The organism is Psychrobacter sp. JB385, assembly GCF_900163785.1.
Taxonomy (GTDB): Bacteria; Pseudomonadota; Gammaproteobacteria; order Pseudomonadales; family Moraxellaceae; genus Psychrobacter.
On record NZ_FUKN01000013.1, the window covers coordinates 155,559 to 168,008 of the forward strand.

Here is a 12,450-nt window from a genome sequence, read left to right on the forward strand (position 1 = left end):
ATGCTTAATGGCTAATATTGCATGAGGTTAGCTTTGGTAAAATGCTAATGTCACACATTTTAAAATTGGTATATGGTTTCCAATCAACATTGTCTCTAACTCGAAATAGTTTCGATATTAAATTGCAGACACAAAAAAACCTGCTAAAAAGCAGGCTTTAATATTTGGTCTAAGATGTACTATCCGAAAATGGTGGGGCTGGAGAGACTCGAAACCTCCTTACAATTAAATCACTGCAGCGATACGATAGCTAATACCTTGTTATATATATGTTTTATATAAATCGTAATGCTATATGAGCAGTAAATGCTATCCCATGCTAATCCCATACTTTAGATAGTCAAAGACTGAGACAGTATGGGTCAGGTGGGGAATTAGACGTTTTTAAAATTTTAGGGGTGGACTGCAAACTAGGTAATTGATGTAATCATATTGATTTTATTGGATTTTTTTGTAATTTGAAGGTAATTATTAAGTAATTGAATACACAGCTAAAAGGTATTAATTAAGAGACTATAAAAACTATATATATCATATGCTTAACTAATATATGTAATTATAATTACTTTTTATTACCATATTAAGGTATTTTTAAATAACAATTATATCAATGACTTAGGTCTTGTTTATCGAGCTATTACTACAATTACCTATTATCGCTACCCATATGGTATTTAATTACCTGAACTGATGATATAGGAATAAAAAAGCCCTAAATTTAGGGCTGATTGTGATGATTGTTTAAGGCGTTTGCTAGGTTGCGAATGATGTGTCGGCTATCACTGGGGATGAATTTGCCGTAGTGTTTGTGGATCATTTCTGTGTTGACGTGGCCTAGCTGATTGGCTAACCACTCAGCGCTGATGATGCCTGTCGATAGCACTTGGCTCGCGTAAGTATGGCGACCGTTATTCAAAGCGCGATAGGGAATGTCGCAGCTGTCTAGGTGACGTTTCCAGCGCTTCTCTAATTGCGGATAGGTATAGTGGCTGCCAGTGCGAGGGTTAAGCCAAAGCCAAGTAAGCTGCTGCTGCTCATAGGTGTGATTGTCTCGCTCTAAGACTTTGATGGTTTGCGCTTTATGATTCGCTACCAATTCTGCTTGATTGGCCAATGCGTCTACGACGATGGGCAGCAGTTCTATTTGGCGTTTACGTCTACGGTTTTTGGTGGCTTTATGAATGCCTTTGACAAAGCCGCGCTTGATATGAGCTGTGGACTCTGCAAAGTTGATATCTTCTGTGGCTAATGGCAACAGCTCATGACTGGATAAGCCAGACCACAGCATGACCGTCCAAAGGTTGCGAAACGTGGTGTCAGTTTCGGTACCAATAATAATATCTATCTCAGCGCGAGTAAAAGGATCGATGTCTTTTGGATCTTTGGCGTTGAGCTTGATGTACTGGCTAGGATCGTTAAAGTTCTTTTGATGACGGGCCCAGTAGCTCCAAATCGAGCGCCATAATCCTAGTATATCGACTATGGTCTTGGGCGACAGCTCAGCTCTCAATACTTTATAAACCCAATATTCCACATCTTCAGCACTAATCTTACTGATCTGCTTACTTTGCCAATAGGGCGTTATATGATTGGCCACTTTACCAATATATGTGTCCCATGACGTAGGAGAGACTTTGCTTTGTTCGGCATTTTGCCAAATCGGGATATAGTAGCCAAAGTACGAGGCTTGCCGCTTTGGTGACGCTGGGAATACGGCATCACGGTCAAATATGCCCATTTGTATTTGCTGCTCTACCATATCCGCTATTTTTTGAGCATTGGCTTTGTTTACAGCAGTGGGCGGTGTGTTTAGCAGTGTTTCGCTGTCTTTTTCGCCGTTCATATACCAAATAATGCGAATACTGGTCTTGAGTGGTTCGATACTGGCCACTTGGTGTTCTCCTGTGCGTAAAAATGTATGTGTGAAAACCTTAAGGTATTAATATAACTAGCTTTTATGCCAAATTGACGCTATAATAAAAATCTGGTTTGGTAACTAATGAGCCACTAAAAAGCTCTTGGTTTGGGCTTTTGGCTCAAATTATCTGTTAAAACAGTCCTCATTACGGTGAGGGCTGTTTTTTTATGCCTAAGTGGAATCGTTATTTGATAGGCCTGCTATTAATGATGATTGAAAATGGGATATCTATACCGTAGAGCTTGTTGTTATGTAAGATAAAACTAATGTCTATCATCTTCTTTCACTAGGGATTTTCTACCCATGCGGTCATGGTTTAGATGCTCATCGACAGTCCTCTGTTTTACTTGCCATATCAATAATCATGTTTTTTGCATTACTTATCAGCTCAAGGAATACATCTTCTTGTTCGTTACCAAGATAGCCAACGTTATTGATAAATTCTTTCATAGAAGGAGATGATTCGTGTTCACGTTGGACTGGTGGAATGGTTCAGGTAAAGGTAAAGCCAATAGTTCAAAAGTGGCGTTGTGCTGTAGCTTTGAGGCTTCTTGCTGCTGCTGATGTTCTATCGCCATTTGCACTAATTTGTTTAAGTTCATTAGTTATTTTCCTTTATCCGATTCGGCGCGACTGGCTTTAAGGCTTGCAAATATTTCATCGCCATTGATAAACCAGTTATGAATCTCAAACGGTGGATTCGGTCTGCAATCGATATTCATTATCGTGATGCAAGCCGCATATAATCCGCCATCTAGATTGCGTAAGCCGTTCATATTGAATGGGTAAGCGTGACCGTTATATAACGACAATAGAAAATCACGACAGACACGACTGCCACCGCAATCATCCAATGCCATTTTTAATACCTTGGTAAGCGCTTCTTTAAGCTGTTTGCTTTTAGCAGCTCGCTCACGCGCATACTCTTCTTCAGTCTGTATTCCTGCTAGTAATAGATTCATGGTTTGGGTTCCTTTTGATTAAGTGAAGCTTAGGTTTTTAGGTATTTCAAACACCCAGCAACGAATGCTACGGCCTGTTATTTGAGACGCTACCGTCTTGTTTGCTGCCACAAACTTGAACTGTCTAGACTGGCGCAGCGCGTGATGCATGTCGGATTGTGGCGGTAGGTCATAGCGGTACTCATTCGCAAGCTGGTAGATCTCTGGCATGCTGATTGCCAATAGATTTGGGTTTTTGCTGTGATTGATGTGCAAACGGCGGATATGATGCGCTGCACCTTCGATTGCGTTGGGTGCCGCATTCAATCGTTCGAGTACATCAAAGAACTGAATATTCAGCGGATGCTCAGTGTTTAGCGTCTGATCACGTTCTGTTGCCATTTCAAATATGGCTTGCTTGAATGCGCCGTCCAATCTCACCAAATCCGGCAGTAACAGCTTCATTGCGTCAAACAAGGCAAGCAGCTGCGCGTGACAATGGGCGACACGAAACGCCTTGACACCGCTGTCTTTTAGCCAGTTCTCATGTGCCATTTTGGTATCAAAAAAGGTCTGTAAAAACTTGACTTCCATCTTTAACACATCAACCAAAAAATGGCTGACATCCTCAGACTGTAGCGCTTCGATGCGACGCGCCGCCGCCTCGCTATCGCGGGTCTGACGCTCAACGGTAAAAAATAGATGACAGATACGGCTTAGTACGGCCTTGGAGGCGACCACGGGTAGATTTTGACTGATGACAATCGTGCCGCGAAAGGGTGGTTCATAGACTTCGTTGCCTGCGGATTTGACGCCGCGTGTGCCAATGGTGCCGCCGTCGTATAGGTTTTTTAATTCGTCCCAGTTGAATTGAGAATTGCGGCCTGTCCCTGCGCCGTCACGGTCGGACTCGATAAGGACGGATGGCATGTTTGATGTCTGCGAGAGTGAGCGCATACGGCCAGCTTTAGTGGTTTTGTTGGGGTCGATACCCTCATAAGATTCACGGCCGATAAGGCGCCAAAAAAAGCTAAGCAGTGTCGATTTACCCGTCCCAGGTTCGCCGACAATCTCTAAAAAAGGGAATGACTTTTGACGATCACGGATTTGCTGGGCAAATAAGCTGCCCATAAAACCGACTAAACTGATGACGCCCTGCACGCCCCAACCGCTGATGATGTCCGCTATCCAGTTGACCGGCTGACTGGGACGGCTGCCAATGTTGATGCTTGGACTGGCCGCCAATGTCTTGAGGCTTTTATTATTGGGCAGGTCAAAATAGTCGTCTTTATTGAGCGCGTAGGTCTGGCCATGACGAATGGCGGTATCATTGAAAATATAGGTCTGGTGGTCTTTGCTGTAGCCAATAAAGTCGATGGTCTCTACGGTTTTGATACCGTTAATCATGCGGCCCAGCATGATGTCGAGCTGCTTGGAGTTGCCCTGATAGATGACACCAGGGGCGACGGACAGTAGGCGCTTTTTAAACTCACCGGCGGCTGATAACTGACTGCCTGTAAAGGTGTTTTTGGTGTCGCCTTGGGGGGTACGAATGCGAAAGAAGTACCAGCTTTCATCTGTCACCAGATTTGACTGATAATACAGCGCTTGCGGCTGACAGTTCATGATCTGCGTGACCGTCATGCAGGACTGCATCAGGTCGTCATGCCACAGCTGCAGGGCTTCTTTGAGTTCTTCCTCAGTGTTGAATAGGTCTTCGGTCGGTTCGCTGTCTGCGTCTTGCTGCTTGGCTTTATCAAAGCTCTCTGTATCGACTTTTACCCAATAGGTGCAATGATTGAAAAACATATAAAAGCTGGTGCTGCCCCATTGGTTGTAGGTGAGCAGGGCTTTGTCCTTGGCGGTATCAGCAATAAGCAGATCACCATAAAAGCGATAGCGCTCAAGGTCGGTCTTGGTGAGTTTTCCGGCCTTATGTAAGTCGTTCCAGTCCGCGCCGTCACCGTATTCGCTGGATTGCGCGGCGGCGACATCCCAGCCGTTCTGTCTGGCTTGTGCGACAAGTCTATCTGTCGCTTTGCGTCCGGCAGTGTCGCTATCTAGTGCGATGATAAGCTTGGGCTGTGGCTTGCCAAGCTCGTCCATGCGCGCTTTGATTTGTGCTAGGGTGTGCGCTGGGAAGTTGCCAGCGGTGATGTTACTGATCGCGTGCAGACCGTTCTCAGTCAGCGCCATGGCATCAAAGATGCCCTCAACTATCCACAATTCTTTGACATATGACCAGACCCCTTGTATTAGATGTAGCTTTGGCGGTAGCCACGCGTGACCTTTGAATTTAAAGCCAGTCTGTACTTTTGCTTTAGCAATACCTTGTGCTGGCTCTATCAAGCGTTCCCAATAGCCGATCGTTTGACCATTGCTGGTAAGGTTAAAGCGCACGGTGGGGCAGGTGAAGCCTGACTGATAGTCTTTATAGACTTCTTGGCTGTAACTGCGTTGCCACTTGACGACATCAAAGCCGCGCCCAGACTGAAGATAAGCATCGGCGGTGGCATTTGGGTTGCTGGGTGTTGGTGGGTTTTTCTTCGTCCAATTGGCGAATATGTCTGGGTAAATATCGCGAGTAGATGCTTGGTAATTGCATTTATTAGCGCGGCCACACTGGATCGTCCACGGCGCATCAGCACCGGTGAATAACTCCTTTTTTCCGCATGACGGGCAGCGGCCATAACGCAAAAACTGACGGTCGCTGGAGAATTTGAGACCATAATCTTGTACGAGGCGAGTGATTAGCTCGCTACGGGTATCATCTTGCATGGTTTGCATAATAGTGCTCGTTTGGTTTGGTAAGTGGTTTGGTTTATGCCTACGATGGATTGACTGTTTTCATGTCTAGTAGTGATGAAACTACTGATCTGATAAGCGCTGATCTAAAGGGGTCGGGTGAATACGAATATTGTTGGATATGGCTGATAATTTCTGAAGTACTGACCGGTACTTCCCTCATCGCCCAAAAATGACACTGTCATCTCGACTGTGTTTGCGATGGCAGTGTCAATATATTAGGTTGGTTGCTTTGACTGCTCTAATTGCAGACCAGCTTGGTAGCGCCGTAATGCGATAAATCCCATAGAACGAATCTCAGTAGCTGCAGTTTTTTTAAGTTCAGCGTGTTGTTCTGGCAGAAGTCGAATAGGTATGGCTTTACGATTGGATTTATGTAACTGTCCTTTGTTCGTAGCTTGTAATGTGCTCACTTTCATTTTGGTGGTATCCTATTATGATAGAATATATTATTCTAAAACGTTTCACTCAATTGAGTGTATAATAATACTAACATTTGAGTGTATGTCAATATTTTGTTTACATGAGAGTGTATTTTTGAGGGGGTTAGATGAATCCTGAAGATATGGGTAAGCGATTGGAATTAGAACGTGAGCGTCTAAATTTGAAAGCAGTTGATGTCTACAACCAGTTAGGCGTTCATCAAAATACCTATAAAAATTATGAAACAGGCAAGCGAGATATGCCATCATCATTAGTCGTTAAGCTCTGGAATATAGGGTTTGATGTGATGTATATACTTTTGGGTATAAGATTGGAAACACTAGCGAGTGATGCCATAGTTAATGATATCGATACACCAACACGCTATGCTCGACGTTTGATCTACTTACCTGAAATTATGGATATACACAACCCTTCTGATGCTTTACTAGTAGCTATGTACCATGCTGAAGAAGCATTCATCCAAGCTGGTGCGGAGGTAAATAATGATTATGACTACAAAACATTAGCTAATATCGGGGTAGGATTAATCAATAGGGTCAAATGAGCGTATTCAGAGACAGTTTGATGTTATATTTCAATACGTATTCATTTCAGATATATGAAGAGGTAGCTTTGATAATATTTTGATTATCATCAGTGCATATTTATTTGCTAATGATTTTCTTATGTAGCAGAAACGATTTATCATACATGGGTTTGTGTTGATAAAAACGTAACACAGTGCTATTGTTTCAACTATAAGAGTCGGCTTAAAGTGAGGAATAGTGATGAGTAAGTTAAAAGGTTTTATAGATACGTCCTGCGCTTTTATTGAGTACGGCGTGAGAGGTTGGCTCACATATAGTTTCATAGTTATTACTATGTCTACTTTATATTTTTTAGGTATGATTTCAGAGGGTACTTTTGCCCTTGTGTCTCTCATAGGATTGGGGCTGTTAACCGCGCTATGGTCACGTGATCAAGCTCAGGGATACGTACCGGCATGGTGGTTGAAACTTGGACGAGGGAAAATAGGTATCAAAGCTAAGTTAATCTAGGGCGTGTTGAACATTCATAATTTGAGCCAGATATAAGCACAAGCAAGAGCGACCGTATTTTCATAACTCTGCTTGAGCTTATCAAATCTGGTGGCAACCGCCCTATACTGTTTTAGCTTAGCGAAAGCGTTTTCTACTAGATGTCTGGCTTTATATAAGTCCCAGTCCATATGGTCGTTAGAAGACTGAGTGTTTCGTTTTCGAGGGATGTTATTATGCGTCCCTGCTTGTTCAATATGGGCTCGTAGTGCATCAGAATCATAGCCTTTATCGGCACATAAAACCTCTGTATTACTCAAGTCAACCTTGTCTATTAAATCAGGTGCGACTTTGACATCGTGGGTTGTGCCCTCTGATAAAATAAAGGTAATCGGATTGCCATGAGCATCAACTGCTAAGTGAATCTTGGTCGCGCGGCCTGCCACACTTTTGCTAATGGATTGTAGGTTCTCATTGCCACTACTGCTGTGCTGATGCGCTTTAATATGAGTGCCATCGATAAAGACCCACTCAAGGTCTGCGTCTTTGATCAGTAACGTAAATAATGCCATTAGCTTATTACTGCGAAACCAGCGCTGGTAAGCTTTATAGATGGTATTAGGCTTGCCAAAATACTCGGGTAAGTCGCGCCAAGGACAGCCAGCACGCATGCGATAAAGCACGCCCTAACCGTTCGCTATTTTTTTTGCCATTAATTTGTCGCCAATGTTCAACACGCCCTAATACGATCATCAAACATAATCATAAAGCGATTCAAAGCAGACGTCCAGTGTTGACTCGGCATCGACCACTTTTTGGATGCCTGCTGGGTGGCTAAATACACCACTTTAAACGCCGCTTGATCAGAGGGGAATACTTTACGCTTATTCACCGCTGTCCGAATCACACTGTTTAAAGGCTCTATCGCATTGGTGGTATAAATCACTTTTCTGATGTCTTTAGGGTAGCCAAAGAACACCGTTAAGCCCTCCCAGTTATTACGCCAAGAGGTAACCACATGCGGGTACTTATCACCCCATGTTGCGTTGAAGGATTCAAGATTGGCCTCTGCTATCTCAAGCGTATCAGCGCCGTAGATAACCTTTAAATCAGCCGCTACGGCTTTCTTATCAGTCCACGGTACGAACTTCATTGAATAGCGTACCATATGCACGATACACAGCTGAACCTGAGCGTTGGGGTAGACGGTGTTGAGGGCATCAGGGAAGCCTTTTAAGCCGTCAACACAGGCAATGAGAATATCTTGTACCCCGCGGTTTTGTAGTTCAGTGAGAATACCCAGTCAGAACTTAGCGCCTTCATGCTCTGAGAGCCACATACCAAGCAGCTCTTTTCTGCCATCAAGTCCCACGCCTAGTGCCAGATAGATAGCCTTGTTGATGATCTGCTTGTCTTGACGTATCTTCACGACGATGCAGTCCAAATAGACGATAGGATAGACACTGCTCAGCGGACGGTTCTGCCAAGCGGTGATGTCCTCTAATATGTTGTCAGTGACTTTTGAAACTAAGCTACTGGAGATATCGACATCGTAGAGCTCTTTAATGCTCTCTACAATCTCGGTGGTGGTTTGACCCTTGGCGTATGAGCGAGGATAAGCAAGTGTGTGGGGCACACTTGCCCGAAGCGCAAGACGGAAGGCTATGCCTGTAGTGACGATATGATTTTATCATCGAGACCTGAGATACGGGTTTGATGCTTACTGACCAGCACAGGCTCAAAGCTGCTATTGCGGTCTCTTGGAGCGGATATCTCAAGATCGCCTGTGTCACTGCGGACGGTCTTTTTAGTATGCCCATTGCGTTTATTTGGCTTATCTGCCTTTTCATGCTTAGGATAGCCGAGATGGTCTTCCATCTCAGCTTCAAGGGCAGTGTCGATAAAGGATTGCATGAGCTGCTTCTGGAGGTCTTTGATGTCATCGAAGCTTTTCATGCTACCAGCCATTTGTTCAGCTAGTTTCTTAATGCCAGATTGAGTTGTCATTGCTTATTCTCCGGTTAGTGGATTATAAGCAGTTACACAAAGTTTGGGAAACTCTCTGAACGTAGAATGCTTTTGCTGTTTTCTCAGTATCCGTTAATCTATATATTTTACCTTTCTCTATTATTTTCTTTAAGTGTACCTTAGCGTCTATTAAATTATGTTCTGTAAGGTCTTCGAACGAAAGGTTTAGTGCTTCTAGTTTTTTGTAAAAGTGAACTGTACCGGGTTTGTCTGAGACCTTTTTATTTAAGTTAAGCCACTTGACCTAACAGGTTAAGCTTATCATAGTACATTGCTTTAAACTCAAAAGGCGATACATAGCCCAATGCACTGTGTATACGCTTTTTATTGAACCAATCTACTCAATTCAATGTCGCAAGTTGTACATTCGCTAAACTTTGCCAACCTGCTTTTAAATATTCAATCACCTCTGTTTTGTATAACCTCTATGCCCTGTTTCATCCAAAGCATTATCAAGGCTTGGTTATATATTTTTTCTTATGTTATCAAGCCAAGCTCGCATACTTGGTGTAAGCAAGCGATGACGACGCCAAGCCATGACAAGCTCCCATTTTAACTGAGGTTGGGTTAGTGGCAAGCAGACTAATCCTGTCAAATCCAACTTTTGAGTATAATATTGAGGCAAAAGAGTCACACCCATATCCTGTTTTACCATATCAAGAAGCAAGTGCCACTGATTGGTTTGGCAAATAATATTAGGTTCAAAACCTAGTGATTGACAGTTTTCTATAATCATTGGAGTAAATGATGAATTCGAGGTAAATAAAATTAGGGGTGCATTTGATAGTGATTTAAGTGTTACCTTGGTTTTTCGCTTACCCATACGGTTTTTATTTGCTACGACCACCACTGGATAGCAACATATCGACGAGTAGTCAAAATCATCGTCAATCGGCTTCATCAATGTTGCCACATCAAGTTGCCCCTCTAGAAGGGCCTGCTTAAGTGACTCAGCACCATCTTCGATAAGTGAGGTTTCTATACTAGGATGCATTTGGTAAAAGTTAAAAATAGCTTTGCTTAGTATTTCACTGCCTAACGGTGAAATCCCCAGACGCAACTTACCACCTATTAATTGCTGATAATCTACTACTGTTTGTTCAAGATTATCTGCCTTTTGTAAGATATCCACTGCTTGAATATAGAGGTGTTCGCCAATTTCCGTTAAATTAACTAGCCGCTTTTTTCTATGAGTCAACGGCTTATCAAACAGAGCTACGCCTAAATATTCTTCAAGGTTACTGATGGATTTGGTAACGGTGGGTTGGGTTAGATTGAGTTGAATACTGGCTTGAAGAAACCCACCTGTTTTTACGACTGTCACAAAGCAGCGTAATTGTTTCAAAGTTATCATGAATAATAAACCATGGTTAGGAAGGATAATGAAATTTATTATAGAAATTGGGAATAAAAATAAAAATATAATTCATAATTTATGACTAGGGTATTTTTATAATAAGTAGTCTCTAATCAACAAACAACAATTATTATGCGTAATCCTAATATTCACTTATCCCTATCCTTTGTAGCTGAAAAAAAACTTAGACTTCAACAGTTCTGTCGCCAATCATGGCTTCATGTCCTTATGCAATGCGCTATTATCGCAGCTGTCTGGTATTGTGCTGCGATATTGGTTGAGTTATTGCATTTACCCGTATCCTCAGGCGTCTTAGGGGTATTTTTAATGCTGATCTTATTAATGAGTGGTGCTATCAAGGTTAACTGGGTCAGACTGGGGGCAAAATTTGTTTTGGGTGAATTAGTATTAATGTTTATCCCACTTATGATGTCAATACTTCAATACAAGGCGCTATTTATCAGTAAGGGCTGGCAATTAATGCTGACAATTATCTTAAGTACCGCGATGGTGATGTTAAGCTCAGCATTCACTTTTATTATGGTGCACCGTTTGCAACGTAGATTGCATCGACATCAGATTCATAAAGCCCAATTAAACCTAAAAAATAATGGTAATGCGTGAGGATTTACAATGAATGTCTGGTCAATCCTTTGTCTCATTTGGACATTAGCTGCTTATTATATGGCTAAAGTAATCTATGTGCGCTATCGAAAATCTTGGCTAAACCCAGCTATCACGGTTCCAGTAATAACGCTTTCATTAATGATTATCTTTAATATCTCTTATGATACTTATTGGAAGGATACAGCTTGGATTGTGCAGTTACTTGCCCCCGCAACGGTTGCGTTTGCTATACCTATTTATGAATATCGTCGTTTAATACGTCAACATGCTTTGGCTTTGACCGCTTCTATAACTGTTGGGATGGTGGTGGGAGTCTTAAGCATATACCTATTCACTGGTTTGTTCCACTTTGATAAGACCTTGACCTATAGCTTGATGGCCCGTTCAATATCGACACCATTTGCGTTAGACTTATCTGAAAAAATTCACGGCTCTTCCTCTTTAGTCTCATTGTTTACTTTGATTACAGGGATGGTGGGAATGATTTTAGGGGATATGATTTTGACTTTTTTTCGTATTCGCTCACATCTTGCAAATGGAATCGCATTTGGTAATGCATCACACGGTTTTGGTACAGCCCGGGCAAGTCAGCGCAATGAGGACGAGGGCGTTATAGCTAGTTTAACAATGATTTTAGCGGGATTGTTTATGGTATTCTTAGGCCCTTCATTAATACATGGCGTAATGTTATTTGGGCAAGTTTAAACAAATATAGTCAATCCAACTTAAAGTTGTAACAGCAGACATTGCTGAATAAATGATTTAGATTATTCTCACCCCAGCCCTGCCTGAGCGTTTTTACTTCAGCCCACTTCTTCTCAATAGGATTTAGATCAGGGCTGTAAGGCGGTAGCCAGAGTATGCGATGACCATGTCGGTTTAATAGTTTTTTGATACGTTTGTTCTTATGAAATCTGGTACTCGAGCATAGCTCTCCCCTTACACTCGGGCAAAGCAGTGCTTTGCTTTATCCTCGCTTTCATGGCAGCTTCTACGCCGGATTTACTACAGCCCAAACGAGCAGCTCTTTCATAGTAGTAAGCGTCAGGATAGTCAGTAATGTCTTGTTTTAGGGCATCATTAGATATTTTGCGCGGTGCTCTAACGATGGGCTTGATACTGATGTCTTTTTTCCAGTTAATAATGGTGGTGGGACTCATATCATAAAGCTTGGCTGCGGTGCGCACGCTCATACCTTGTTCAAGAGACTGTAGTACCTTTTTACGAAGGGTAATGGGGTATGTCATGGTAATTAGCGAGCTGGAATTTAGAATTATCGTAACAGTTCTTGGTAGGGTTTACTATACTTTG

The 12,450-nt window shown here is 42.5% G+C and carries 12 protein-coding genes and 3 pseudogenes; 4 read left to right on the forward strand and 11 right to left on the reverse strand.

Annotated elements, in window-relative coordinates:
* Window positions 1–718: 718 nt before the first annotated feature.
* The 5 genes from CZ794_RS07980 to CZ794_RS07995 all read right to left on the reverse strand — a co-directional run bounded on the left by CZ794_RS07980 (window position 719) and on the right by CZ794_RS07995 (window position 6,083).
* Complete coding sequence (locus tag CZ794_RS07980; protein ID WP_256958922.1) at window positions 719–1,891, reverse strand: Arm DNA-binding domain-containing protein; 1,173 nt, start codon at window positions 1,889–1,891, stop codon at window positions 719–721.
* A 351-nt stretch (window positions 1,892–2,242) separates the two neighbouring features.
* On the reverse strand, window positions 2,243–2,368 hold the full coding sequence (locus tag CZ794_RS14165; protein ID WP_256958923.1) for a hypothetical protein: 126 nt from the start codon (window positions 2,366–2,368) through the stop codon (window positions 2,243–2,245).
* A 155-nt stretch (window positions 2,369–2,523) separates the two neighbouring features.
* Window positions 2,524–2,880, reverse strand: coding sequence for a hypothetical protein (locus tag CZ794_RS07985; RefSeq protein ID WP_087041095.1), 357 nt, complete (start codon window positions 2,878–2,880; stop codon window positions 2,524–2,526).
* Between the two features lie 18 nt (window positions 2,881–2,898).
* Window positions 2,899–5,646: a toprim domain-containing protein gene (locus tag CZ794_RS07990; RefSeq protein ID WP_087041096.1), complete on the reverse strand. Its 2,748-nt coding sequence runs from the start codon at window positions 5,644–5,646 to the stop codon at window positions 2,899–2,901.
* Window positions 5,647–5,882: 236 nt separating this feature from the next.
* A complete protein-coding gene (locus tag CZ794_RS07995) occupies window positions 5,883–6,083 on the reverse strand; it encodes a hypothetical protein (protein WP_087041097.1) in 201 nt (66 codons plus the stop codon).
* 131 nt (window positions 6,084–6,214) lie between these two features.
* On the opposite strand from CZ794_RS07995, the gene CZ794_RS08000 reads away from it, so the two are divergent.
* Together CZ794_RS08000 and CZ794_RS08005 are read left to right on the forward strand one after the other, a co-directional pair.
* Complete coding sequence (locus tag CZ794_RS08000; protein WP_087041098.1) at window positions 6,215–6,655, forward strand: helix-turn-helix transcriptional regulator; 441 nt, start codon at window positions 6,215–6,217, stop codon at window positions 6,653–6,655.
* A 223-nt stretch (window positions 6,656–6,878) separates the two neighbouring features.
* Window positions 6,879–7,148 carry a hypothetical protein gene (locus tag CZ794_RS08005; protein ID WP_087041099.1) on the forward strand — a complete coding sequence of 90 codons (270 nt, stop codon included), beginning with the start codon at window positions 6,879–6,881 and terminating at the stop codon, window positions 7,146–7,148.
* Between the two features lie 14 nt (window positions 7,149–7,162).
* On the opposite strand, the pseudogene CZ794_RS08010 reads toward CZ794_RS08005, so the two are convergent.
* From CZ794_RS08010 to CZ794_RS08025, 4 genes and pseudogenes are all read right to left on the reverse strand, one after another.
* Window positions 7,163–7,810 (reverse strand): annotated as a pseudogene (locus CZ794_RS08010) (IS5 family transposase); the annotation flags it as partial.
* A 47-nt stretch (window positions 7,811–7,857) separates the two neighbouring features.
* A pseudogene (locus CZ794_RS08015) lies at window positions 7,858–9,134 on the reverse strand (IS256 family transposase).
* Window positions 9,135–9,385: 251 nt separating this feature from the next.
* Window positions 9,386–9,615 (reverse strand): annotated as a pseudogene (locus tag CZ794_RS14115) (IS3 family transposase); the annotation flags it as partial.
* A 3-nt stretch (window positions 9,616–9,618) separates the two neighbouring features.
* The gene (locus CZ794_RS08025; RefSeq protein WP_058025956.1) at window positions 9,619–10,509 is read right to left on the reverse strand and encodes a LysR family transcriptional regulator; all 891 of its coding nucleotides are present in this window, start codon (window positions 10,507–10,509) and stop codon (window positions 9,619–9,621) included.
* 135 nt (window positions 10,510–10,644) lie between these two features.
* On the opposite strand from CZ794_RS08025, the gene CZ794_RS08030 reads away from it, so the two are divergent.
* Complete coding sequence (locus CZ794_RS08030; protein WP_087041100.1) at window positions 10,645–11,136, forward strand: CidA/LrgA family protein; 492 nt, start codon at window positions 10,645–10,647, stop codon at window positions 11,134–11,136.
* A gap of 9 nt (window positions 11,137–11,145) precedes the next feature.
* Entirely contained in the window at window positions 11,146–11,844 is a 699-nt protein-coding gene (locus CZ794_RS08035) for an LrgB family protein (RefSeq protein ID WP_087041101.1), read from the forward strand.
* A 10-nt stretch (window positions 11,845–11,854) separates the two neighbouring features.
* Here CZ794_RS08035 and CZ794_RS14290 read toward each other — a convergent pair whose 3' ends face one another.
* Window positions 11,855–12,097, reverse strand: a complete 243-nt coding sequence (locus CZ794_RS14290; protein WP_143515721.1) for a transposase — start codon at window positions 12,095–12,097, stop codon at window positions 11,855–11,857.
* The gene (locus CZ794_RS08045; RefSeq protein WP_058025959.1) at window positions 12,045–12,386 is read right to left on the reverse strand and encodes an IS630 transposase-related protein; all 342 of its coding nucleotides are present in this window, start codon (window positions 12,384–12,386) and stop codon (window positions 12,045–12,047) included. Before CZ794_RS08045 ends, CZ794_RS14290 begins: the two co-directional genes overlap by 53 nt.
* Window positions 12,387–12,450: the final 64 nt, after the last annotated feature.

What these genes read in the sequence shown, in the direction of transcription:
- CZ794_RS07990 (WP_087041096.1), bottom strand. Translation starts at nt 5,646, where the DNA reads ATGCAAACCATGCAAGATGATACCCGTAGCGAGCTAATCACTCGCCTC.
- CZ794_RS07995 (WP_087041097.1), bottom strand. Translation starts at nt 6,083, where the DNA reads ATGAAAGTGAGCACATTACAAGCTACGAACAAAGGACAGTTACATAAA.
- CZ794_RS07985 (WP_087041095.1), bottom strand. Translation starts at nt 2,880, where the DNA reads ATGAATCTATTACTAGCAGGAATACAGACTGAAGAAGAGTATGCGCGT.
- CZ794_RS08030 (WP_087041100.1), top strand. Translation starts at nt 10,645, where the DNA reads ATGCGTAATCCTAATATTCACTTATCCCTATCCTTTGTAGCTGAAAAA.
- CZ794_RS08035 (WP_087041101.1), top strand. Translation starts at nt 11,146, where the DNA reads ATGAATGTCTGGTCAATCCTTTGTCTCATTTGGACATTAGCTGCTTAT.
- CZ794_RS08000 (WP_087041098.1), top strand. Translation starts at nt 6,215, where the DNA reads ATGAATCCTGAAGATATGGGTAAGCGATTGGAATTAGAACGTGAGCGT.
- CZ794_RS08045 (WP_058025959.1), bottom strand. Translation starts at nt 12,386, where the DNA reads ATGACATACCCCATTACCCTTCGTAAAAAGGTACTACAGTCTCTTGAA.
- CZ794_RS08005 (WP_087041099.1), top strand. Translation starts at nt 6,879, where the DNA reads ATGAGTAAGTTAAAAGGTTTTATAGATACGTCCTGCGCTTTTATTGAG.
- CZ794_RS08025 (WP_058025956.1), bottom strand. Translation starts at nt 10,509, where the DNA reads ATGATAACTTTGAAACAATTACGCTGCTTTGTGACAGTCGTAAAAACA.
- CZ794_RS14165 (WP_256958923.1), bottom strand. Translation starts at nt 2,368, where the DNA reads ATGAAAGAATTTATCAATAACGTTGGCTATCTTGGTAACGAACAAGAA.